At 70.6% G+C, this 22596-nt stretch carries 21 protein-coding genes and 1 pseudogene; 7 read left to right on the top strand and 15 right to left on the bottom strand.

Going from position 1 to position 22596, the window contains the following annotated elements:
* Positions 1-404 (top strand): annotated as a pseudogene (locus P3W75_RS07845) (hypothetical protein); the annotation flags it as partial.
* Positions 405-668: 264 nt separating this feature from the next.
* Here the strand turns inward: P3W75_RS07845 and P3W75_RS07850 are convergent.
* Both P3W75_RS07850 and P3W75_RS07855 read right to left on the bottom strand, forming a co-directional pair.
* Complete coding sequence (locus P3W75_RS07850) at positions 669-1304, bottom strand: Vgb family protein (protein ID WP_276226802.1); 636 nt, start codon at positions 1302-1304, stop codon at positions 669-671.
* A 39-nt stretch (positions 1305-1343) separates the two neighbouring features.
* The gene (locus tag P3W75_RS07855) at positions 1344-2558 is read right to left on the bottom strand and encodes a helix-turn-helix domain-containing protein (protein WP_276226803.1); all 1215 of its coding nucleotides are present in this window, start codon (positions 2556-2558) and stop codon (positions 1344-1346) included.
* Positions 2559-2901: 343 nt separating this feature from the next.
* Here P3W75_RS07855 and otsB point away from each other — a divergent pair, with 343 nt between their 5' ends.
* From otsB to P3W75_RS07870, 3 genes are read left to right on the top strand one after another with little or no spacing between them, the layout of a single operon-like run.
* Positions 2902-3723: a trehalose-phosphatase gene (gene otsB / locus P3W75_RS07860; RefSeq protein ID WP_276226804.1), complete on the top strand. Its 822-nt coding sequence runs from the start codon at positions 2902-2904 to the stop codon at positions 3721-3723.
* Positions 3720-5516, top strand: a complete 1797-nt coding sequence (locus P3W75_RS07865; protein ID WP_276226805.1) for a glycoside hydrolase family 15 protein — start codon at positions 3720-3722, stop codon at positions 5514-5516. The genes otsB and P3W75_RS07865 overlap by 4 nt, the downstream gene beginning before the upstream one ends.
* Positions 5501-6913 carry an alpha,alpha-trehalose-phosphate synthase (UDP-forming) gene (locus P3W75_RS07870; protein WP_276226806.1) on the top strand — a complete coding sequence of 471 codons (1413 nt, stop codon included), beginning with the start codon at positions 5501-5503 and terminating at the stop codon, positions 6911-6913. The genes P3W75_RS07865 and P3W75_RS07870 overlap by 16 nt, the downstream gene beginning before the upstream one ends.
* A 6-nt stretch (positions 6914-6919) precedes the next feature.
* Here P3W75_RS07870 and P3W75_RS07875 read toward each other — a convergent pair whose 3' ends face one another.
* From P3W75_RS07875 to P3W75_RS07915, 9 genes are all read right to left on the bottom strand, one after another.
* Positions 6920-7741 carry an alpha/beta fold hydrolase gene (locus tag P3W75_RS07875; protein ID WP_276226807.1) on the bottom strand — a complete coding sequence of 274 codons (822 nt, stop codon included), beginning with the start codon at positions 7739-7741 and terminating at the stop codon, positions 6920-6922.
* Between the two features lie 153 nt (positions 7742-7894).
* Positions 7895-9262, bottom strand: coding sequence for a sensor histidine kinase (locus P3W75_RS07880; RefSeq protein ID WP_276226808.1), 1368 nt, complete (start codon positions 9260-9262; stop codon positions 7895-7897).
* Positions 9259-9921 carry a response regulator gene (locus P3W75_RS07885; protein ID WP_276226809.1) on the bottom strand — a complete coding sequence of 221 codons (663 nt, stop codon included), beginning with the start codon at positions 9919-9921 and terminating at the stop codon, positions 9259-9261. The genes P3W75_RS07880 and P3W75_RS07885 overlap by 4 nt, the downstream gene beginning before the upstream one ends.
* A gap of 2 nt (positions 9922-9923) precedes the next feature.
* On the bottom strand, positions 9924-10565 hold the full coding sequence (locus tag P3W75_RS07890; RefSeq protein WP_276226810.1) for a tetratricopeptide repeat protein: 642 nt from the start codon (positions 10563-10565) through the stop codon (positions 9924-9926).
* Positions 10562-11368, bottom strand: a complete 807-nt coding sequence (locus P3W75_RS07895) for an SDR family oxidoreductase (RefSeq protein WP_276226811.1) — start codon at positions 11366-11368, stop codon at positions 10562-10564. Before P3W75_RS07895 ends, P3W75_RS07890 begins: the two co-directional genes overlap by 4 nt.
* Positions 11355-12029 (bottom strand): TenA family transcriptional regulator, encoded by a 675-nt coding sequence (locus P3W75_RS07900; RefSeq protein ID WP_276226812.1) that lies wholly within the window; start codon positions 12027-12029, stop codon positions 11355-11357. The genes P3W75_RS07895 and P3W75_RS07900 overlap by 14 nt, the downstream gene beginning before the upstream one ends.
* 11 nt (positions 12030-12040) lie before the next feature.
* Complete coding sequence (locus P3W75_RS07905) at positions 12041-13495, bottom strand: AMP-binding protein (protein ID WP_276226813.1); 1455 nt, start codon at positions 13493-13495, stop codon at positions 12041-12043.
* Complete coding sequence (locus tag P3W75_RS07910) at positions 13485-14162, bottom strand: thermostable hemolysin (RefSeq protein WP_276226814.1); 678 nt, start codon at positions 14160-14162, stop codon at positions 13485-13487. The genes P3W75_RS07905 and P3W75_RS07910 overlap by 11 nt, the downstream gene beginning before the upstream one ends.
* 98 nt (positions 14163-14260) lie before the next feature.
* Positions 14261-15187 carry an AraC family transcriptional regulator gene (locus P3W75_RS07915; RefSeq protein ID WP_276226815.1) on the bottom strand — a complete coding sequence of 309 codons (927 nt, stop codon included), beginning with the start codon at positions 15185-15187 and terminating at the stop codon, positions 14261-14263.
* A gap of 175 nt (positions 15188-15362) precedes the next feature.
* Between P3W75_RS07915 and P3W75_RS07920 the strand changes: the two genes are divergently transcribed.
* Positions 15363-16208: an oxidoreductase gene (locus P3W75_RS07920; RefSeq protein WP_276226816.1), complete on the top strand. Its 846-nt coding sequence runs from the start codon at positions 15363-15365 to the stop codon at positions 16206-16208.
* Between the two features lie 49 nt (positions 16209-16257).
* On the opposite strand, the gene P3W75_RS07925 is transcribed toward P3W75_RS07920, so the two are convergent.
* Positions 16258-17073, bottom strand: coding sequence for a helix-turn-helix domain-containing protein (locus P3W75_RS07925; RefSeq protein ID WP_276226817.1), 816 nt, complete (start codon positions 17071-17073; stop codon positions 16258-16260).
* Positions 17074-17249: 176 nt separating this feature from the next.
* On the opposite strand from P3W75_RS07925, the gene P3W75_RS07930 reads away from it, so the two are divergent.
* Entirely contained in the window at positions 17250-18692 is a 1443-nt protein-coding gene (locus P3W75_RS07930; protein WP_276226818.1) for an alanine/glycine:cation symporter family protein, read from the top strand.
* Between the two features lie 63 nt (positions 18693-18755).
* A complete protein-coding gene (locus P3W75_RS07935; protein WP_276226819.1) occupies positions 18756-19745 on the top strand; it encodes an asparaginase in 990 nt (329 codons plus the stop codon).
* Between the two features lie 95 nt (positions 19746-19840).
* Here the strand turns inward: P3W75_RS07935 and P3W75_RS07940 are convergent, their stop codons facing one another.
* From P3W75_RS07940 to P3W75_RS07950, 3 genes are read right to left on the bottom strand one after another with little or no spacing between them, the layout of a single operon-like run.
* Entirely contained in the window at positions 19841-20470 is a 630-nt protein-coding gene (locus P3W75_RS07940; RefSeq protein WP_276226820.1) for a winged helix-turn-helix domain-containing protein, read from the bottom strand.
* 7 nt (positions 20471-20477) lie between these two features.
* A complete protein-coding gene (locus tag P3W75_RS07945; RefSeq protein WP_276226821.1) occupies positions 20478-21863 on the bottom strand; it encodes a sensor histidine kinase in 1386 nt (461 codons plus the stop codon).
* Positions 21841-22524, bottom strand: a complete 684-nt coding sequence (locus P3W75_RS07950) for a response regulator transcription factor (protein WP_276226822.1) — start codon at positions 22522-22524, stop codon at positions 21841-21843. Before P3W75_RS07950 ends, P3W75_RS07945 begins: the two co-directional genes overlap by 23 nt.
* Positions 22525-22596: the final 72 nt, after the last annotated feature.

Genomic DNA, 22596 nt, shown 5'->3' on the forward strand with positions numbered 1-22596 from the left:
CCAATGTTCAGCCCGGCGGTGGTGGGGGGTTAATCGTCATTTTCGATAACAACCTGCCGCAACAGCGGTCGATGTATCCGCCTAAAAAAGTTGAGGGCGATTTAGTGGTCCGAAAAGATTACTACCCCTGGGTTGATGAGGAGTTTTTAGGGCCGTATGTGAAACAAGCTCGACTGTTCAGCGATGGAGATATCTTCCTGACCTATAAAGCAACGTTGGCTCGGAGGGTGACTTTCGAGCCGATACTGCATGCTAACTATGTGGTGTATTCAGAGGGGCCCAAGGTCAAGCGGAAGGGCAATCACACTCGTTTCACCTATCCAGATGGCAGTGTGCTGGCCGACGGCGACAGCAAACCCGACTTCGATAAGCTGCAAGCCATCCGGCTGGGTGGTAAGCCATGAGCGCGCGGCCGCTATCATTCATGGTCGGATTGGGGCTCACGCTGGGGCTGGGGCATGCAGTTCGCGCTACGACCTGGCGCCACCGCCGAACGGGCCGCAGGTCGCTGTGGTCATCACGGTTCCCGAGGGGGCCTCGTGAAGGCCATTGAGGCGGAGTAGTCGTTCGAACGCGTCAGCCGCAGTGCCTTCGAGAGGTATCTGGTCTGCTCGCCCCATGGCGTCGGCTACAGGGCGAGACAGTGCCGGCCGGGAATGTGAATCAGTCTAGCCTGCGGGCCGGCGCACCGCACGGACCTTGCCGCTGTTGCCGCCGCCGCAGTAGAAGCGCTCGCCGTCGTCGGCCTCCAGCCCGGAGACGCCGACGCCTTCCGGCAACGCCAGGCTCTGCAGGACTTCGCCGTTGCGCGGGTCGACCTGGCGCAGCTCGCTCTCGTCGTTCTCCCAGGTGCCGTGCCAAAGCTGGCCGTCGACCCAGGTCACGCCGGTGACGAAACGGTCGGACTCCAGGGTGCGCAGGATGGCGCCGGTCTGCGGGTCGATCTGGTGGATGCGCCGCTCGCGGTACTGGCCGACCCACAGCGTGCCCTCGGCCCAGGCCAGCCCGGAGTCGGCGCCGTGGCCGGGGGCGGGGATGCTGGCGAGGATGGCGCCGCTGCGCGGGTCGATCTTGTGGATGCGTTCCTCGGCGATCTGGTACAGGTGCTGGCCGTCGAAGGCGGTGCCGGCGTCGGCCGGCAGCGCCAGGCTGCGCTTGATGGCGCCGCTGTCCGGGGCCAGTGCGTTGAGCCGGTCGCCGGAGGCGAACCATACGCGGCTGCCGTCGAAGGTCAGCCCGTGGACCGCTTCGACGCCGTCGAAGGGACCGTATTCGCGAAGGATTTCCGCTGTCGTGGTTTTCATGCTGGCTTCCTCTGTGCGTGGGCCTGGGCCGGATACTAGTCAGGCGGCGGGCGGCACCGGGAGTAACAAGGTGGTCGCGAAACCCGGCAGCGGCGGGGTCAGCCAGCGCCGCGCGCGGCCACGCCCGAGGGCCTGGGCCCGGCCATCCGCCGCCAGCGCCTGCAATTCCCGCTGCACCTGGCGCTGGCTGCTGCCCAGGGCCAGCGCCAGGGCCGAGCTGGACCACGCCTGGCCATCGCTGAGCAGCGCCAGCAGCGCGCCGTGGCCATCGTCCGCCGGGTGCGTCAGCAAGGTCACCGGGCCCTGCGTCGGGCGCAGCGCGAAGCCCAGGCGCCCGGCCTCGATGCCGGCCAGCGGGCGCAGCGCGGCGCGTAGCCGGCCGATTTCCACGCGCAGCCGCGCGCGCAGGCTCTCGTCCGCTTCGCGCTGGCGGAAGGCGCGGGCGATCAACGCCTGGCGCGGCGCCTCGGCCGGCCAGGCGGCGGCCAACCCACACGCGAGCTGGAACAGCACCGGGCGACTGGCGAGGTCGACGTGCCGTCCTGTGTGGCTGAGCGTGCGGCGGCAGGCGTCCACCACCAGGCCGCCGGCGCCCAGCAGGGCCTCGACCTGGGCCAGGTCGAGCAGGCGCTCCTCGCCCTGGCACAGCGCCCGTGCGGCCGGCGCCTGGAGCCGCGCCCGCGCGTTCGCCACTTCTGCCTGCAGGGCCGCGATGCCCGCGCGCCGCGCCGCCGCCTCGGCGCCGAGCAGGGCCGCGTCGGCCGCCGTGGCGCGCAGCTGGCGCAGGGCGATGCCGGCGCGGGTCAGCAACTGGATGGCCAGCAGCGGCGGGGGCAGGGGAGCGGCATCCAGATCGGCAAGTGCCGCCTCCGCTTCGCCCAGGCGCCCGAGCAGGGCCAGGCGCCGCGCCGCGAGCAGCCCGGCGTGGGCGGCGTTGAGCCAGTCGCCGTGGGCGTGCAGGGTGGCCCGCGCGGCTTCCAGGCGTGGCGCGGGCCAGGTCAGGTCGCGGGCGGCGAAGGCGATCTCCGCCTCGGCCACCCGGCAGCGCGCGCGGGCCAGCGCTTCGCCCGGGGGAAAGGCCCGGCGCGCGGCGCGCAGCAGTTCGGCGGCGCGCCGCAGGTCGCCCAGTTGGGCCAGGGCGATGCCGCGCAGGGCCAGCGCCGCGGCGTCGTCGCGTAGCGCCACGCGGTTCAGCGCGGTGAGCGGGTCGCCGGCGGCGAGGGCGCGGGCGGCGGCATTGATCAGCGAATCCATGGGGACCTGCGAAGCGCATCCGGGATTGCCGGCCAAGTCTAGCCAGGCTGCACGAATAGGGTGCATGAGCGGCTGCGCGAGAGGCCGCCGGGAGGTTTCGGACGGTCGGCGCCAGCCCCCGGCGACGGGCGCCTGTGGCGCCATTCCGACAAGCCGGGAGGGCACCGCGCGAGCACCGCCGGCATGGACCTTGCCTGAGCTGTACGCGTGGATTGGCGCGGCTTGCAGCCCGGCCGACGAGGGCTGGCCAGCTCGCCCATGCGTGTTAGTCTTTCAGGTTCTTCATTCGCTTCGCCGTCCGCCCGGCAGTCTTGCGGACGGCCCGAAACATGGAGATTGGCCCATGTCCCGTCCGATCGATCACGGTCTGGTCGACGCGGCCATCGCCCCTCGCGGCGATGCCTCGGCCAGGGCCCTGCTCGAAGACTGGTTGAGCGAGCGCCACGCCCGCTGCGCGCTCTTCCTCGATGTCGACGGTACCCTGCTGGATATCGCCGAAACCCCCGACGCGGTGCAGGTTCCCGAAGCCCTGCGCGCCGCCCTGGAAACCCTGCACCGCCAGCTTGGCGGCGCCCTGGCGCTGGTCAGCGGGCGGCCGCTGGAGCAGCTCGACCAATTGTTCGCCCCGCTGCGCCTGCCGGCCAGCGGCGGCCACGGCGCCGATTGGCGCCTGCACGCCGACGCCACGCCGCAACACGCCGACGCGGCGCCTCTGCCGGCATCGCTGCGCGAGCGCCTGCGGGAGCTGGCGCGGCGCCATCCCGGTGTGCTGCTGGAAGACAAGCGCAACAGCCTGGCCCTGCATTATCGCGCGGTGCCCGCCGCCGGCCCGGCGCTGGCCGCCGAGCTCGAGCGGCTGCTGGCCTCCGCCGAAGGCGCCGCGCTGCGCCTGCTGCCGGGCAAGCGAGTGTTCGAACTGCTGGCCCACGCCGGCGACAAGGCCCAGGCGATTCGCCGCCTGTTGCAGCAGGAACCCTTCGCCGGGCGCCAGCCGCTGTTCATCGGCGACGACGTCACCGACCGCCCGGCCCTGGCGCTGATGCCCGAACTGGGCGGCCTGGGCCTCGGCGTCGGGCAGTTGCCGCCCGGCGCCAGCGCCGCCTTCGCCGACGCGCGAGCGGTGCGCGAAGCACTCATTCAAGCCGCGAGGAGGGCACGAGCATGACCGACACGCACAACGGCGAAATGGAACTGGGGCTGATCGGCAACTGCCGGGTGGCCGCCCTGGTCAATCGCCAGGGCCGCCTGCTCTGGTGGTGCTACCCGAACTTCGACGGCGACCCGGTGTTCTCCCGGCTGCTGGCCGGCGACCAGGAGAAGGGCTTCTGCGACCTGCTGCTCGACGGCATGACCCGCAGCCACGCCGAGTACCTGCCGAACACCGCGATCGTCCGCACCGTGCTCAGCGACGCCCAGGGCAACGCCGTGCGCATCACCGACTTCGCCCCGCGCTTCCGCCAGTACGGCCGCTACTTCCGCCCGGCGCAGCTGTGCCGGCTGATCGAGCCCGTGCAGGGGCTGCCACGGGTGACCCTGCGCGTGCGCCCGACGCACCACTACGGCAAGCCGTGCCAGGCCATCGTCGGCTCCAGCCATATCCGCTACCTGGGCGGCGACGACACCCTGCGGCTGACCACCGACGCGCCGTTGTCGTACATCCTGCGCGAGACGCCTTTCGCCCTGAAGCGCCCGGTGTGCCTGGTGATGGGCGTGGACGAGCCGCTCGACGAGGCGCCCGGGGAAGTGGTGCGTGGCTTCCTCAAGCGCACCCAGGAAGGCTGGCAGGAGTGGGTGCGTTCGCTGGCGATTCCCTTCGAGTGGCAGGACGTGGTGATCCGCTCGGCCATCACCCTGAAGCTGTGCAGCTTCGAGGAGACCGGCGCGGTGATCGCCGCGGTGACCACCTCCATCCCCGAGGCGCCGGGCACCCAGCGCAACTGGGACTACCGCTACTGCTGGCTGCGCGACGCCTACTTCGTGATCCTCGCGCTGAACCGCCTGGGCGCCACCAAGACCATGGAAGCCTATGTCGAGTTCATCACCACGGTGGCGGTGGAGGGCGCCGAGCTGCGCCCGCTGTACGGCATAGTCCCGGACCTGGACCTGAGCGAGCGGATCGAGGCCGACCTCGCCGGCTTCCTCGGCCACGCCCCGGTGCGGGTCGGCAACCAGGCCGCCGAGCAGGTGCAACACGACGTGTTCGGCTCGGTGGTGCTGGCGGTGCTGCAGAGCTTCGTCGACCGGCGCCTGCCGCACCTGGGCGACGAGGGCATGCTGCGCATGCTCGAAGGCCTGGCGGAAAAGGCCGCGCGCAACGCCTTCGAGCCGGACGCCGGGATCTGGGAATACCGCGGCCGCCAGCGTGTGCACACGCACTCGGCGATGCTCTGCTGGGCCGCCTGCGACCGCGTCGCGCGGATCGCCGCGCGCCTCGGCCACAGCGATAGCGCCGGGCGCTGGGCGAGCGAGGCGCGGCGCCTGCGCGAAGGCATCCTGCGCGAGGCCTGGAGCGAGCGGCGCCAGGCCTTCACCGGCAGCTTCGGCCACGAGGACCTCGACGCCAGCGTGCTGCTGATGCACGAGCTGGGGCTGATCGAGGCCAGCGACCCGCGCTTCGTCGCCACCGTCGAGTGCATCGGCCGCGAGCTGAACGTCAACGGCCACCTGCTGCGCTACGCCGCGGCGGACGACTTCGGCGTGCCGGAAACGGCCTTCCTGGTGGTCAAGTTCTGGTACCTCGACGCCCTGGCCGCCATCGGCCGCCGCGACCAGGCCCGCGAGCTGTACGAGGAACTGGTGGCGGCGCGCAACAGCTTCGGCCTGCTCTCCGAGGACCTGCACCCGCACACCGGCGAGATGTGGGGGAACATTCCGCAGACCTACTCGATGGCCGGGCTGATCAACACCGCCATGCGCCTGTCGATGAGCTGGGAGGAGGGCCTATGTCGAGGCTTGTAGTGATTTCCAACCGCGTCGGCATGCCCGGCGACGACGGCCGCCCGGCCCCCGGCGGGCTGGCGGTGGCGGTCGAGGCGACGTTGCGCGAGCGCGACGGGCTGTGGTTCGGCTGGAGCGGGCAGATGGCCGAGGAACCGGCACCACCGAGCCTGGTCCACAGCGGCGGGATCGGCTACATGGTCACCGACCTGCCGCCACAGGATTTCCAGGAGTACTACAACGGCTTCGCCAACCGCGTGCTCTGGCCGATCCTGCATTACCGGCTGGACCTGGCCGAATTCACCGAGGCCGATTTCGGCGGCTACCTGCGGGTCAACGAGTTCTTCGCCGAGCGCCTTGGGCCGCTGCTGCGTCCGGACGACGTGCTCTGGGTCCACGACTACCACCTGATTCCCCTGGCGGTGGCGCTGCGCCAGCGCGGACACCGCAACCGCATCGGTTTCTTCCTGCACATCCCGATGCCGCCGCCGGACCTGCTGACCGCGCTGCCGCACCACGAGGAACTGGTGCGCGCGCTCACCGAATACAACCTGATCGGCTTCCAGACCGAGAACGACGCCGACAACTTCGCCCGCTACCTGACCCGCGTGGTGGGCGCCGCGACCCCCGATTCGCGGCGCTTCCACCTCGGCCACCAGCACTTCCGCGTCGGCGTGTTCCCGGTCGGGGTGGACGTGGAAGGTTTCCGCCGTACCGCCGAGGAGGCCGAGCGCGGCCCGCTGGCCGGCAAGCTGGACGAGAGCCTGGCCGGCCGCGCGCTGATGGTGGGGGTGGACCGCCTGGACTACTCCAAGGGCATCACCAATCGCCTCGACGCCTACGAGCGTTTCCTCGACAGGCACGCGGAATGGCACGGCAAGGTCACCTGCCTGCAGATCGCCCCCGGCAGCCGCCGGGAAATTCCCGAGTACGCCGAGATCGACGCCGCCGTGAGCGCCCGCGTCGGGCATATCAACGGGCGTTTCGCCGCGCTGTCCTGGGTGCCGCTGCGCTACGTCAGCCGCAACCTGGCGCGCGAGGACGTGGCGCTGGTCATGCGCCGTTCGCGGGTCGGCCTGGTCACGCCGCTGCGCGACGGCATGAACCTGGTGGCCAAGGAATACGTCGCCGCCCAGGCCCCGGAAGACCCCGGTGTGCTGATCCTCTCGCAGTTCGCCGGCGCCGCCGCCGAGCTGGGCGCCGCGCTGATCGTCAACCCGCACGACCGCGACGGCCTCGCGACGGCCATGGACCAGGCCCTGCGCATGCCGCTGGAAGAGCGCCAGGCGCGCCACGCGGAGATGTACGCGGTGCTGGAGGCCAACCACATCCGCTACTGGGGCCACGGCTTCATCGAGGCCCTGACGCGGCCGGGGCCGCCGCTGAACTGGTTGTCCAACCGCAGCCCCGGCCACTGAGGCGCGTCAGCGGTTGAGGAAACCGAGCAGGTCTTCGTTGACCTTGTCGGCCTCCACCGTGCACATGCCGTGGGCGCCCCCCGGGTAGACCTTGAGCGTGGCGCCGCGGACGATCTCGGCGGTGCGCTGGCCGGCCGCGCCGATCGGCACTATCTGGTCGTCGTCGCCGTGCAGCACCAGGGTGGGTACGTCGAACTTGCGCAGGTCGTCGGTGTAGTCGACCTCGGAGAACTCGTGGATGCACAGGTACTGGCCGAGGTGGCCGCCCTGCATGCCCTGCAGCCAGAAGTTGTCGATCACCCCCTGGGAGGCCTTGGCGCCGGGGCGGTTGTAGCCGTAGAAGGGCACGGCCAGCTCCTTGAAGAACTGCGAGCGGTCGTCGCGCACGCCCTTGCGGATGCCGTCGAACACCTCCAGCGGCAGGCCGCCGGGGTTGCCCGCGGTCTTCAGCATCAGCGGCGGCACCGCGCCGATCAGCACCGCGCCGGCCACCCGCCGGGTGCCGTGGCGGCCGATGTAGTGGGCCACCTCGCCACCGCCGGTGGAGTGCCCGACCAGGGTCGCGTCCTTGAGGTCCAGCGCTTCGATCACCGCCGCCAGGTCGTCGGCGTAGGTGTCCATGTCGTTGCCCTTGGCCGGCTGCGCCGAGCGGCCGTGGCCACGGCGGTCGTGGGCGATGACGCGGTAGCCCTTCTGCACCAGGAACAGCATCTGCGCGTCCCAGGCGTCGCCGGTCAGCGGCCAGCCGTGGGAGAACACCACGGGCTGCCCGCTGCCCCAGTCCTTGTAGAAGATCTCGGTACCGTCTTTCGCTTTGGCGATGCTCATGTCGGGGTCTCCCTCTGCCAGTTATCGGGGGCCGTATTACTGGCGTCCACTGCCTGTCGCGAGGCGCTCTACGGCGAGCCCTGAAGCTTAGCCAAGGGCGCCTGGCGAACAGGCGGGGAGCGGGGATATCCGACGAGCGGGGCGCGGCGCCGTTCAGGTGCCGCGCGGCAGCCACAGGCGCGCGCGCAGGCCGCCCTCGGCGCGGTTTTCCAGGCGCACCTTGCCGCCCAGGCGCTCGACGATGGTCGCCACGATGGACAAGCCGAGCCCGGCGCCGGCTTCGTTGCCTTCGCTGTAGAAGCGCTGGAAGGCGCGCTCCAGGCGATCCTCCGGCATGCCCGGGCCCTGGTCCTCGACACACAGCTCGAAGCCGCCGCCGACCTCGCTCAGGCCGACCCGCAGCAGGCCGCCGGCCGGCGAGAAGTGCGCGGCGTTGGTCGCCAGGTTCTGCAGGGCGATGCCGATGGCGCCGGCGTCGCTGTCCAGGTGATAGTCGCCGGGGGCGATCTCCAGCGCCGGTTCCAGGCCCTGGCGGAGTATCCACGGGCTGAGCTCGGCGAGGGTGTCGGTGACCACCTGGGCCAGGTCGACGCGGGTGAACTGGCGCCGGGCCAATTGCGGCTCCAGGCGCGCCAGGGTCAGCAGCTGGTTGACCACCCGGCTCAGGCGGTCGACGCCGCCGATGAGGAAATCCAGCGCCTCGCGGCGTTCCGCCTCGTTGCCGGCCTGCAGGGCGTTCTGCGCGTGCAGGCGGAGGATCGCCAGGGGCGTGCGCATCTCGTGGGCGGCGTCGGCGATGAAGCGGTGCTCGCGGCGCAGCAGCGCCTCGATCTGCCCGAGCAGGCGGTTGAGCGCCGCCTGCATCGGTTCCAGTTCGCGCGGCAGCGGCACCAGTTGCAGCGGCTCCAGGGAGTCGGCGTGGCGCGCGCGGATTACCCGCGCCATGTTCTGCAATGGCTGCAGGCCCCAGCCGATCGCCAGCCACACCAGCAGCAACAGGGCCAGGCTGCCCACCACGTAGGGCAACAGCGTGTGGCGGACGATGCGCTGCACCAGGTCGTCGCGCACATCGTTGCGTTCGCCGACCCAGATCAGCAGGCGCTGCTCCGGCACCGGCAGGAGGAAGCCGCGCCACTGCCGGCCGTCGACGCGGAAGTTGGCGAAGCCGGGTTGCCGCAAGGGCGCGCTGAAGCTCGGCGCGCTGGGGGTGTGCACCAGCACCTCGCCGTCCTCGCGCCAGACCTGGAAGCCCAGCTTGTTCTCGTAGGGGTGGCCGGCGCTGCGTTGCCCGGACTGCCGCAGGGCGTTGTCGAAGGCGGCGTAGAGGTTGTGGCGGGCGGCGTCGTCCAGCGGCATGCTCATCACCCCCTGCAACAGCCGGGCGTTCTGCGCCAGGTGGGCGTCGTAGACCTCGGCGATCTCGTGGGTGCTGTCGTGGTAGTTGTACAGGGTCAGCAGGCCGGTGCCGAGCAGCAGCAGGATCATCACCCGCAGCAGCGTGCGGCGGCGCAGTGAACTCATGCCTGGCCTTCCACCAGGTAGCCGATGCCGCGCACGGTGCGGATGAGCTCGCCGGAGAGCTTCTTGCGCAGGTGGTAGATGTGCACTTCCAGGGTGTTGCTCTCGGCCTCCTCGTCCCAGCCGTAGAGCAGCCCGGTCAGCCGCTCGCGGGTGAAGACCTTGCCCGGCTGCGCCAGCAGTTCGTGCAGCAGCAGGTATTCCTTGGGCGTGAGGATCACCGGCCGGCCCTGGTAGCTGACCTGCTGGGACGCCGGGTCCAGACACACGCCGGCGTGCTCGATGAGCAGCTTGGCGCGCCCGGCGCTGCGGCGCAGCAGGGCGCGCAGGCGGGCCTTGAGCTCATCGAGGTCGAAGGGCTTGACCAGGTAGTCGTCGGCGCCGGCGTCGAGCCCGGCGATGCGCTCGCCGGTGGCGTCGCGCGCGGTGAGGATCAGCACCGGCACGGTCGAGCCGCTGGCGCGCAGGCGGCGCAGTACTTCGACGCCGTCCAGGCGTGGCAGGCCGAGGTCGAGGATGACCAGGTCGAAGCTCTCGTGGAGCAGGGCGTGCAGGGCGCTGACGCCGTCCTGCAGCCAGTCCAGGGTGTAGCCTTCCTGGCGCAGGCCGGTGCGTACGCCTTCGCCCAGCGCGGTGTCGTCCTCGACCAGCAGTAGCCTCATGCTCAGTTCCGTTTGTCTGCGATGGTTTTCAGTAAAGCATCGATTTCGCCGCGCCGGCCCTGGTCCGCCAATTCGCGACCGGGGCGCGGCGGCGCCTGGCGGGCCTTCTCCAGGGCCGCGCGGGCCTCATCGTAGCGCCCCTGGCGGTACAAGTGGTCGCCCCAGAAGTAGAGGCCGTCGATGCCCGTGGGGTTGAGTTGCAGGGCCTTGCGCAACATGGCCTCGGCCTTGTCGGCGTCGCCGAAGCCGATCGGCCAGCCCGGCACCCGGTCATAGAGCGCGCCGAGGCTGGTGTAGGCCGAGCCCTGGAGGGCGCCGGGGTCCAGCTGGACGGCCTTCTCCAGGCTGGCGCGGGCGTCCTTGACCTTGCCCAGGGCGCCGAGGCCGCCGACGGCGCCGGCCCAGCTGCTGGTGACGATGCCGTTCCAGATCCAGGCCTCGGCGGCGGTCGGCTGCTCGCGGGTGAAGCGCGCGCTGTCGGCCGCCAGTTTCTCGAAGGCGGCGGCGCGCTGGTTTTCCGGGAAGTGGTACTGGATTTCCGCCCAGCGCTGCTGGATCGTCGCCAGGCGTTGCGCGCCGGCGTCGTCCAGGGCCCAGGACAGGGGTGTGATGGCCAGCAGGCCGATGAGCAGCAGGCGTTTCATTTTCGGGGCTCCCGGGTGTTGGCGTCGCTGTAGCGACGGATCATTGGCAGTTGCTTGCGCAGGGCGCGGTCGATCACCCCGGGGAGCATGCCGTTGAGGCGCACGAAGAGTTTCTCCGGCCAGCCGAGGTAGAGTTCGCTGCGGTTCTTCTGCACGGCGTCGAGCGCCGCGCGGGCGACGTCCGCCGGGTCGTCCATGCCCACCCGCAAGGCCAGGTTGAGCGCGGTGGCGGCGCTGGAGTTCATGTTGGTGCGGGTGGCGCGGGGGGCGACGTAGAGCACGTCCACCGGGGTGTCGGCGAGCTCGCGGCGCAGCGCCTCGGAAAAGCCGCGCAGGGCGAACTTGCTGGCGCAGTAGGCGGCATAGCCGGGGTAGCCGATGGAACCATAGGTGGAACCGACGTTGACCACCAGGGCCTGGGCCTGTTCGCGCAGCAGTGGCAGCATAAGGCGGGTCAGTTGCAGGGTGGCGTTGATGTTCAGCGCCAGCAGGTCGTCGAGGGCCTGCTCCTCCAGTTGTTCGAGCAGGGCGAAGCGGTTGACCCCGGCGGCGTTGATCAGCAGGTTGGCGCCGCCCATCTGCCGTGCCGCCTCGACCACCGCCTGGCGTTCGCCCGGCTGGCGCAGGTCGGCGCCCTGCCAGTGCAACTGGCCGGGGTAGCGGCGCTGCAGGTCGGCCAGCGGCGCCGGGCTGCGGCTGACCGCCAGCACCCGCGCGCCGGCCGCGCAGAGCTGTTCGGCCAGTTGCAGGCCGATGCCGCCGCTGGCGCCGGTGAGCACCACCCGGCATTCAGACAGCCGCATGCCGCACCTCCTGCGCTCGCGGCAGGCCGCGGAACATGTCGGCGTAGAGGCGGTAGACCACCTTGGCCGCGTGCACCACCGCGGCCTGGTCGGCGGGGTCGTCGAGGCGATCCATCAGGCCGCGGTAGGTGGCCATGTGGTCCTGGTCGAGGGCGCCGTGGGAGCTGAGGTAGCTGAAGGCGCTCTGCGGCAGGCCGAGGCCCTTCTGGATACTGCCGGCGGCGTGGGTGGCCAGGGCGATGCTGGTGCCTTCCAGCACATTGACCATGCCGAACAGCCCCACCGGGTTGCCGCGCGCGATCAGGTCGTAGAGGAAGGCCACCATCAGTTCGATGGGCTGGTCCGGGCGGCTGGCGCGCACCCGTTCCGGATCGCCGCCGCAGGCGGCGATGTCGGCGAGAATCCAGTGCTCGTGGCCGTATTCCTCCTCGATGTACTCGCATACGGCGCCGCGCAGCCACTCCAGGCGCTCGGGCAGGCGCGCGCCGCAGGCCATCATCAGCGGCACCGTATGACGCACATGGTGGTAGGCCTGGGCGAGGAAGGCGAGGTAGCCCTCCAGGCTGACGACGCCGGCCAGGGCGTCGCGGATCACCGGAACGCCGAACAGCGCTTCGCGTTCGGCGGCGGTGGCGGATTGCAGGGTGTCGAAGAAAGCCATGGTGGCGGACCTCATTCAGTGACGAGCGTGAACAGCTCATTGCGGTAGCGTTCGAGAATCTGTGCGCGGCGTGGCCGGCCGTTGCCGGTGAGGGTGCCGTCGGCGGCGCTGAACGGTGCGGCCAGACGGCGCCAGGCATGCACCCGGGCGTAGTCGGGGAGGGCGGCGTTGCAGGTCTGCACGGCTTGCTCCAGGGCCTGGTCGCTGGTCTGCGGGTCGAGCGGCCAGAGCAGTGCCAGGTTGCGGTTCAGGCCCTCGCCGTGGACGAAGGCCTGGAGCACCACGCCGCCCTGGGTCAGCTCGGCCTCGATCCATTCCGGGTCGACGTTGCGCCCGAAGCTGGTGATGAACTGGTTCTTCTTGCGCCCGGCGAGGTACAGGTAGCCGTCCGCGTCGAAGCGTCCGAGATCGCCGGTGGGCCACCAGTGGGTGTAGGTGGGCGGTTCGCCGAGGTAGCCGAGCAGGGTGGCGCCGCGCACCAGCACTTCGCCGTCCTCGGCCAGGCGCACCTCGGCGTGCGGCAGCGGCCGGCCGACGCTGCCCGGCCGTTGCGCGCCGGGGCGATTGAGGCAGACCACCGAGGCGCACTCGGACAAGCCGTAGCCCTCGAACACCGGCAGGCCCACGGCCGCCGCGCGCTCCAGCAGGCTTTCGGCTACCCGCGCGCCGCCCACGGCGACGAAGCGCAGCGGGCCGACGCGCATCCGGCCGCGCTCGATCGCCGTGACCAGGCCGAGCAGCAGTTGCGGCACCATGATCAGGCTCTGTGCGCCGCTCAGGGCGACGCAGCCGAGCAGACGCGGCCAGTCCACGCCGCTGGCGCCGTTGATGCCCAGCTGCCGCTGCGGCAGCAGGGTGACGCTGGCGCCGGCCAGCAGCGCGGCGTACAGACCCAGGTTCTCCAGCAGCACCGCCAGCGGCAACAGCGCCAGGTAGCTGCGCGGCGCGCAGGGTCGGCTGGCGGCTTCCAGCTCGGCGGCCACCCGCAGCATGGACGCCGCGGACAGGCAGACGCCCTTGGGCGCGCCAGTGCTGCCGGAGGTGTAGGTGATCTTCGCGGTGCCGGCCGGCACGCCGGCGTCGACCACCGCCGGGCGCCGCCAGAACGGCTCGCCGGGACAGAAGCCCTGGCCGCGCAGTTCGTCATGCAGCTCCGGCGGCGCCAGGATCAGCGTCGCCTGGCTGTGCATCAGACAGTGGGCGCGCTGCGCCGGGCTGAAGAATGGCGGCAGGATCAGGCAGGGGCGTTCGGCGAACAGCGCCGCCAGGTCCCAGAACAGCGCCTCGGGGCCGTTGTCCAGGGCGAAGGCGAACACGCCGGGCGCCTCGGCGCGCAACAGCGCTTCGCGCGCCGCCACCTCGGCGAGCAGCTCTGCATAGCTGTAGCGTTCGCTGGCGCCGCGCAGGGCCGGCTGCTCGCCGTGCGCCGCCAGGCGTTCGCGGAAGGCTTGTAGTTCAGGCTGCATGACCGGTCTCCGTCAGCAACAGGGGAAAGCCCAGGCGCTGGTAGGCGCCGCTGCGCTCCAGCTCGCGTTGGCCATAGCTGATGTCGCCGGCGAAGACCCGGGGGTGCTGGGCGTAATAGCTGCCCCAACTGTCTTCCTCTCCGGCCAGGCGTTCGGGGTCGGCGCTGGCCAGCACGTTCGGTTCCAGTCCCAGGCGGTGAAAGCTGTTGACCAGCCCGGCGGCGCCGGTGAAGGCCACCCAGTGCAGGTCGCGCGCGGCCAGCAGCCAGGTCGTGGCGATGATCACCAGGCGCGCGGCGCCGGCGCTGAGCGCGGCGAGGTTGCCGACCTCGACCAGTTCGTCGCGGGCCACCGGCCGCCCGGCCAGGCGCGACACCGGCGCCTCCAGCGGTTCGTCCAGGTAGCGTTCGAGGAACAGCGGCCCGGTGTTCGCCAGGCGCATGCCGACCACCGCGATCAGGCGCCCGTGGCTGTCGTGCAGGCCGAGCAGTTCCGGCAGGTAATGGTGCACGTCGGCGTGGTGCACATGTTCGAAGCGTTCGTGGATGAAGGCTTCGAGTCGCTCGCGGTCGGCGTCGCCGGCCTGGCGCAACAGCAGGCTGCAGCGGCGCTCCGGATGGCTGCCGAAGTGAAAGGGAAACAACGCGTTCCAGCGTGTCGGGTTCATGCAACGCCCCCTGGCGGGATCAGGATGGAGCGAGTATCGGCGGCGAATCTGAATGCAGTCTTAAGCCGTGCCGGGCGTCGATCCGGCGGGTGCTGGTCTCAGTGCGAGGCGACGTACAACGGGGCATCGGCCCCGGCGGGGTAGGCGAAGGCCTGGCGCAGGCGCTCCACTTCCTGTTGCGGGGAACGGCCGAACAGGCGCTTGAACTCGCGGCCGAAGTGCGACGGGCTCTCGTAGCCGACCTGGTAGCTCGCCGCCGCCGCCGCCAGGCCCTGCTGCAGCATCAGCAGGCGCGCGCGGTGCAGGCGCAGCGACTTCAGGTACTGGATCGGCGAAGTGGCGGTGACCGCCTTGAAATGCAGGTGGAAGGCTGCCGGGCTCATGTGCGCCTGGGCGGCCAGGTCCTGCACCTTCAGCGGCTGCGCATACTGCTGGTGCAGGGTGCGCAAGGCGCCGGCGATGCGCCCGAAGTGTTCCTGGTTGCCGAGCGCCGCGCGCAAGGCCGCGCCCTGGGGGCCGGTGAACACGCGGTAGTAGATTTCCCGGCGCAGCGCCGGCCCCAGCAGCTGCGCCTCCAGTGGCGAGGCGAGGGCGTCGAGCAGGCGCAGCAGGCTGCCCTGCAGGGCTTCGTCCATGGGCGAGGAGACCATGCTCGCCGGCGCTTGCGGTGTGCTCGCGCCCTGGTCGGCCAGCTCCACCAGCAGCTCGGCGGCGACCTCCAGGTCCAGCTGCAGGTACACCGCCAGCAGCGGCTCCCGCGCCGACGCGTGGGTCTGCATGTCGAAGGGCACCGGCACCGAGACGGCCAGGTAATGGCTGGCGTCGTACAGGTAGTCGCGCTCGCCGAAGTGGCCCCACTTGCGCCCCTGGCAGACGATCACGATACCCGGCTCGTAGAGCACCGGGGTGCGTTGCAGTGGCCGGTCGCAGCGCAGCAGGCGCACGTCGGGCAGCGCCGTGAGCGTGTAGCCCTCGCGGGTGGCCAGGCGCAGCAGGCGTTCGGTGAGCGGGCCGGACAGGTCCATGACGGTTGGCTCCGGTGGCGGAAAGGATGGGCGCAGTGTGCGCGGCGGCGCGCTGGCGATGCCAGCATTCTGGAGGATCGGGACAGGATCGGCGAGCTTCGTCGCTGCCTCGTTCGGCGTCGCCCACCTAGCATGGGTTGGCCGCGAAACCAGCGGTCATCGACGAGGAACGAACATGTCGCACGCACAGCAATCCCTGTTTCTGATCACCGGCGTCAGCTCCGGCTTCGGCCGCGCCCTGGCCGAGGCGGCGCTGCGGGCCGGGCACCGGGTCGCCGGCACGTTGCGCGACGCGGGTGCCCTGGCGGCCTTCGAGGCGCTGGCCCCGGGGCGCGCCATCGGCGTGCGCCTGGACGTCACCGACGCCGGGGCGGTGGCGCGTGAGGTGGCACGCCTGGAGGCCGAGCACGGCGCCATCGAGGTGCTGGTGAACAACGCCGGCTACGGCCACGAGGGGATACTCGAGGAGTCGCCGCTGGAGGCCCTGCGCCGGCAGTTCGAGGTCAACGTGTTCGGCGCCGTCGCGGTGCTCAAGGCGGTGTTGCCGGGCATGCGCCGGCGGCGCAGTGGGCGCATCCTCAACGTCACTTCCATGGGCGGCTTCATCACCCTGCCGGGGATCGCCTACTACTGCGGCAGCAAGTTCGCCCTGGAAGGCATCTCCGCCACCCTGGCCAGCGAGGTGGAGGGCTTCGGCATCCAGGTCACGGCGGTGGCGCCGGGCTCCTTCCGCACCGACTGGGCGGGGCGCTCGATGGACCGCTCGGCGCGCAGCGAGGCCGACTACGATGCGCTGTTCGAGCCGATCCGCGCTGCCCGCGAAGCCAAGAGCGGGCGCCAGCTCGGCGACCCGGCGCGGGCGGCCCAGGCGATGCTGCGCTTGCTGCGAATGCCCAAGCAGCCGCGCCATCTGCTGCTGGGTTCGGACGCCGTGCAACTGGTGCGCGCCCAACTGCGGGCGCTGGAGGAGGAGATCGCGCTGCACGAGGCGCTCAGCCTGTCCACCGACGCGCCGCTGTAGCGCGACGGCGGATAACCGCGAGCGGCCATTCACCCAACGTGGCGGGGCGTCACTCGATCTCGAACAGGCCATTGCTGATCGGCCCGACGCTCAGGCGCTCGCGCACGTCGTCGTCGATGCGCGGGTCGTCCGGGCGGTACAGCTTCACCTGGCGGTAGGCGTTGATGCGGTTGATCTCGTGGCCCAGGTATTCCCAGACCACGCGGGTGCACGCCGGGGTGCGCCGGTCGCCGCTGGAGACCCCGGTCTTCAGCCCGTTGAGACGGGTGATGCGGCTCTTGAAGCTGGGGATGAGGATGGTCTGGCTCATCTCGTTGACGGTGAGCGATTCGTAGTCGATCAGGAACAGCCGGTCCTGCAGCTGGAAGGCCGCGCCCAGGTAGCGGCAGCGCACCCAGTCCTCGGCCTGCACGTCGCTGCTGCTGGAGCGCTCCTGGCGTTCCTGGCGCTCGAACAGGAAGTTGCCGTCTTCCTCCCACAGGTGCACCAGCGACAGCAGGATGCTGCCGGGCACCGACATGCAGTTGGAGTACTCGAAGTAGTAGCCGCAGTAGCGCGACAGGTTGCCGGCCTGCTCGCGCAGCGGCTCCAGCAGGCGCAGCAGCGGGTCGTTGCGCGGCGCGCTGGCTTGGCTGGCGCGCGCGCCGATGAGGCGCGCGAACTGCTCCGGCGGCAGGCCCAGCTCGTAGTCCTCGACGCCGAAGAAGTCGCCGATGCGCTTGAGGTTGAACGGCGTCGGCTGGCTCTGGCCGCTGAGGTACTTGTTGAACTGCGCGCGGTTGATCTGCAGCTGCCGGCAGACCTCCGAGATAGAGCGGTAGTGGCTGCAGGCCAGCTTGAGGTTTTCGCCCAAATGGTCAGGCACGGGCAGGCTCCGGGTGATGCGAGTGGCGCCATTCTAGCGTCAGGTAGCGTCAAGTTGAAGCAGGACGCGAAATTGTCACAGGGCGTTGCCTTGGCCACCCTTGCCGCCATCGCCAGGCCCCACCCGGCGCCTGTCGCCTCTCTTCCACCCGAAGAACAAGAATCGAGGTCACACCCATGCTCGACGCGCTCAACGACTTCCTCTCCGGGAAGGTGCTCATCGTCCTCATCGTCGGACTCGGCAGCTATTTCACGCTGCGCTCCCGCTTCGTCCAGTTCCGCCACTTCGGCCACATGTTCGGCGTGTTCAAGGAATCCCTGCGCGGCCAGGCCGGTCAGCTCAGTTCGTTCCAGGCGCTGATGCTCAGCCTGGCCGGGCGCGTGGGCGCCGGCAACATCGCCGGGGTCGGCATCGCCGTGACCCTGGGCGGCCCGGGCGCGGTGTTCTGGATGTGGGTGACCGCGCTGGTCGGCATGTCCAGCAGCTTCTTCGAATGCACCCTGGCGCAGGTCTACAAGCGCGCCGACGGTGACGGCCTGTACCGTGGCGGCCCGGCCTACTACATCCAGCACGGCCTGAAGCTCAAGAGCATGGCCGTGGTGTTCTCGGTGCTGCTGCTGGTGACCTACGGCTTCGCCTTCAACGGCCTGCAGTCCTACACCGTGACCCACTCGCTGCAGAACGCCTTCGGCTTCGCCCCGCAGCACACCGGCATCGCCCTGGCGGTGCTGCTGGCGATCGTCTTCGTCGGCGGCATCAAGCGCATCGCCGCGGTCTCCGACCTGCTGGTGCCGATCAAGACCCTGGCCTACATCGGCGTCACCCTGTACGTGATCGGCAGCCAGATCGAGCACGTCCCGGCCATGCTGGAAACCATCTTCAAGAGCGCCTTCGGCCTTGACCCGGCCTTCGGCGGCCTGCTCGGCAGCGCCATCGTCATGGGCGTGAAGCGCGGCGTGTTCGCCAACGAAGCGGGCCTGGGCAGCGCGCCCAACGTCGCCGCCGTGGCCGCCGTGCGCCACCCGGCCGCGCAGGGCGTGGTACAGGCCTTCAGCGTGTTCCTCGACACCTTCGTGATCTGCACCTGCACCGCGCTGCTGATCCTGCTCTCGGGCTTCTACACCCCCGGCTTCGAAGGCGACGGCATCACCCTGACGCAGAACTCGCTGGCCGCCGTGGTCGGTGACTGGGGCCGGTTGTTCGTCAGCGTCGCGTTGTCGCTGTTCGTCTTCACCTGCATCCTCTACAACTACTACCTGGGCGAGAACAGCCTGCAGTTCCTCAGCCGCAACCGCCTGGTGCTGCTGGGCTACCGCGCGCTGGTGCTGGCGCTGATCGTCTGGGGCTCGGTGCAGAACCTGTCCACCGTGTTCGCCTTCGCCGACATCACCATGACCTGCCTGGCCTTCGTCAACCTGCTGGCCCTGGCCCTGCTGTTCAAGGTTGGCCTGCGCGTGATGGGCGATTACGATGCACAGCGCCGCGCCGGCATCGGCCAGCCGGTGTTCGATTCCGCCCAGTTCGCCGACCTCGACCTGGACCGCGACGCCTGGCCGGCCGGCCAGCACGCCGACGCCGCCCGCGAAGTGCCCGCCGGGCTGCCCCAGGCGCAGCCCTGACGGCTGCGCGGGAGCCGTCCGCAGAGGCGGCCCGCGCTTTCCAACAAGAACCAGGATTTGCTGATGCGTGCAGTCAAGAACCTCTTCGTCCTTTACACCGGCGGCACCATCGGCATGCTGCAGACGCCCACGGGCCTGGCCCCGGCCGGCGGCTTCGAGGCGCGCATGCGCGCCTGGCTGGCGGACAGCGGCAAGGCCCCGGCCTTCGCCTGGGGCTTCCACGAGCTGCAACCGCTGCTGGACAGCGCCAACATGCAGCAGGCCAACTGGCTGGCCATGCGCGACGCCATCGTCACGGCGGTGGAGCAGGGCGGGCATGACGGCGTGCTGGTGTTGCACGGCACCGACACCCTGGCCTACACGGCGGCGGCGCTGTCTTTCCTGCTGCTGGGCCTGGACGCGCCGGTGCTGCTGACCGGCTCCATGCTTCCGGCCGGCGCGCCGGACAGCGACGCCTGGGGCAACCTCGGCGGCGCCCTGGACGCGTTGGAAAGCGGCCGCGCGGAGGGCGTGCAGCTGTACTTCGGCGGCGCGCTGCTGCACGGCGCGCGCGCCACCAAGCTGCACAGCGAGGCCTTCGACGCCTTCACCGCGCTGCCGCGCCATCGCGATGGCCAGCGCGCCACGCAGCTGCCCGCCAGCCTGGCTTATCGCCAACCGCGCCAGCCGGTGAAGCTCGCCGTGCAGCCGCTGTTCCCCGGCCTGCAGGCCGAACAGCTGGACGCCGTGCTCAACAGCGGCGTGCAGGGGCTGCTGCTGGAGTGCTACGGCAGCGGCACCGGGCCTTCGGACAACGAAGCCTTGCTTGATGCCCTGCGCCGGGCGCGCGGGCGCGGCGTGCTGCTGGCGGCGATCAGCCAGTGCCCGGCGGGCAGCGTGGTGTTCGACACCTACGCCGCCGGCAGCCGCTTGCGCGATACGGGGCTGGTGTCCGCTGGCGGGATGACCCGCGAGGCGGCACTGGGCAAGCTGTTCGCGCTGCTGGGCGCGGGGCTGGACGTGGCCGAGGCCGAGCGCTGGTTCACCCTGGACCTGTGCGGCGAGCTGGCGTAGGGCGAATAACCGTTCGCGGTTATCCGCCGTAGGTATCGCCAACGGCGGATAACGCTTGAGGCGTTATGCGCCCTACCCAGGCGGTCGCGACGATCTCAGGCGCGCAGCTCCAGCGCCATTCCCAGTCGATAGCCCAATCCGCGCACCGCTTGCAGTTCGTCGGGCAACCCCAGTTGCACCAGCTTGCGCCGCGTCGCCCCCGCCAAGCGGTTCAGGCGTGCCGCGCCAGCTTCCTGCACTTCCCCCCAGAGCAATTCCTCCAGCACCGCGCGCGGCACCACGCCACCGTGTCGCGCCAGGACCTCCAGCAGCCGCTGTTCGTCGCGGCTCAGGGCGACCTGCCGCGCGCCCAGGCCGAGCATCGGCAGCCCCAGCGAGAGCCAGGCGCCGTCGTCCGGGGGCGTCGCGGACTGCCGGCGCAGCAGCGCCTGCACCCTGGCGTGCAGTTCCCGGCCAGTGACATCCTGCGGCAGGCACAGGTCGGCGCCGGCGCGCAGGCAGGCCACCCGCCGCTGCGTGCCCAGCACCAGCAGCGCGGTGGCGCCGCGCGGGGCCGCGCACAGCGGGAGCAGCTGCGGGTGGTCGTCGGCCAGCTCGATTATCGCCAGGCGGAAATGCCCGCCGGCCAGCAACCGCTGCGCCTGCTCCGGTCTCGCCCGCTGCAGCGGCAGGGCCAGGCCCGGCAGGCGGGGATTGGCGGCCGGGGCGATGTGCAGCAGCGCCACCGTCGCCTCAGTCCAGCGGCGAGGCGGTGCGACAGAGCACGCTGAAGCAGGCGCCGCCCAGCTCGCCGTCGCCGACCTGGTAGGCGAAGCCGTGCAGCGCGAGCACCGCCGCGACAATCGACAGGCCCAGGCCGAAGCCCGACGAGTCGGCGCCCTGGCGGCCCCGGTAGAGGCGGCGGAACACCGCCTCGCGTTCGGCCTCGGGCACGCCGGGGCCGGAGTCGAGCACGGCGATGCGGCACTGGCCCTCGTGAAGGTCGGCGCGCAGCAGGATGCGCCCGCCCTCGGGGGTGAACTTGATGGCGTTGCCGAGCAGGTTGCCGAAGGCCTCGAAGAGCAGCGCGCGGTCGCCACGGAACGCCGGCAGGCCCTCGGCGCATTGCAACTCCAGCGCTTGCCCGCGTTCTTCGGCCAGCGGCAGGTAGAAGTCGTGCAGCTCCTCCAGCAGCGGCGGCGCGCTCAGGTCCTCGAAGGACGCGCGGCGACGGTGGTCCTCCAGCTCGGAAATGCGCAACAGGGCGCGGAAGCGCAGCATCAGCGAGTCGGTCTCGGCGATCAGCGCCTCGAACTGTTCGGCCTGTTGCGGCGTGGCGCTCTGCTGCAGGTGGTGCAGTTGCGTGCGCAGGTGGGTGAGCGGAGTGCGCAGGTCGTGGGCGATGCTGTCGCACACGCCCTTGACCTCCTGCATCAGCTGCACCACGCGGTCGAGCATGCCGTTGACGATCACTGCCAGCATGTCCAGCTCGTCGCGCCGGCTCGACAGCGGCAGGCGCCGGGCGAGGTCGCCGGCGATGATCGCCTCGGCGCTGTGCTGGATCTGCTTGATGCGCCTGAGCGGTCGTCGGCGCAGCAGGTGCCAGCCGACGATGCCGGGAATCAGGGTCAGCGAGAAGCCCCAGAGCAGGGCGTGGAAGATGATCCGGGTGACCGCGCCGAGCGAGCCGTTGTCGCGTACCAGCACCAGCTGGCGGCCGTCGGCCAGGTGCACCAGCAGGGCGTCGCAGCTGCCGACCACCTGGCTGCCGTCGACCATCCGGTTGCAGCGCTTCAAACGATGCACCTGGCCGTCGCGGCGCAGGTCGTGGGGGATGTGCCCGACCTTGCCGCTGATCGGCCTGCCCTGCGCGTCGAACAGGCCGTAGGCGTCGTTGACCCGCTCGTCGAAGCTTTGCCCGGTGCTCAGCGCGGCATCCAGGCGGTCGCCCTCGAAGCGCGAGAACAGGTGCGCGCGGGACATCAGCGAGTGCGCCGAGAGGCTGTCCAGGTAGCTCGACACCTCCCAGTAGAGGATGCCCATCAGCAGGCAGCCCCAGGCGATGAACAGGAAGCTGTACAGCGCCAGCAGGCGGCTGCTGGAGGAGCGCCAGCCCTTAGTGGGGTTCGGCAAGGACATAGCCGGCCCCGCGCACGGTCTTGATCAGCGGTTCGAGGCCGGGCTGGTCGATCTTCTTGCGCAGACGCCCGATGTGCACGTCGATCAGGTTGGTGCCGGGGTCGAAGTGGTAGCCCCAGACTTCCTCGAAGATCATCATCCGCGACAGCACTTGGCTGGCGTTGCGCATGAGGAATTCCAGCAGCTTGTACTCGGTGGGCAGCAGGTTCAGCACCTGGCCGCCACGGCGCGCCTCGTGCTCGATCAGGTCCAGCTCCAGGTCGGCCACGCGCAGGGTCGTCTCGCTGGCGCTGGCCTGTTGCTGGCGGCGCAGCAGCACCTCGACGCGGGCGGCCATCTCGTCGGGGGCGAAGGGTTTGGTCAGGTAGTCGTCGCCGCCGGCGCGCAGGCCGCGGATGCGTTCGTCGACGTCGGACAGCGCGCTGATCATCAGCACCGGCGTGTGGATGCCGAGGGTGCGCAGGGTGGTGACGATGGCCAGGCCGTCCAGCTCGGGGAGCATGCGGTCGAGGGTGATGACGTCGTAGCCGCCGCCCACCGCCTTGACCAGGCCTTCGCGGCCGTTGCGCACCCAGTCCACCTGCAGGCCGTGGCCTTGCAGTTCGGCCTGGATGGCCTGGCCGGTGATGTCGTCGTCTTCGATGGTGAGGATGCGTCGCACGTGGGCTCCCGGGTACGGCTGCGGAGGGCGCCATTGTGCGACGGATGGGCTTAGGGGTTCCTTAAAAGTTTC

It is taken from the genome of Pseudomonas citronellolis, assembly GCF_029335315.1.
Taxonomy (GTDB): Bacteria; Pseudomonadota; Gammaproteobacteria; order Pseudomonadales; family Pseudomonadaceae; genus Pseudomonas; species Pseudomonas citronellolis_A.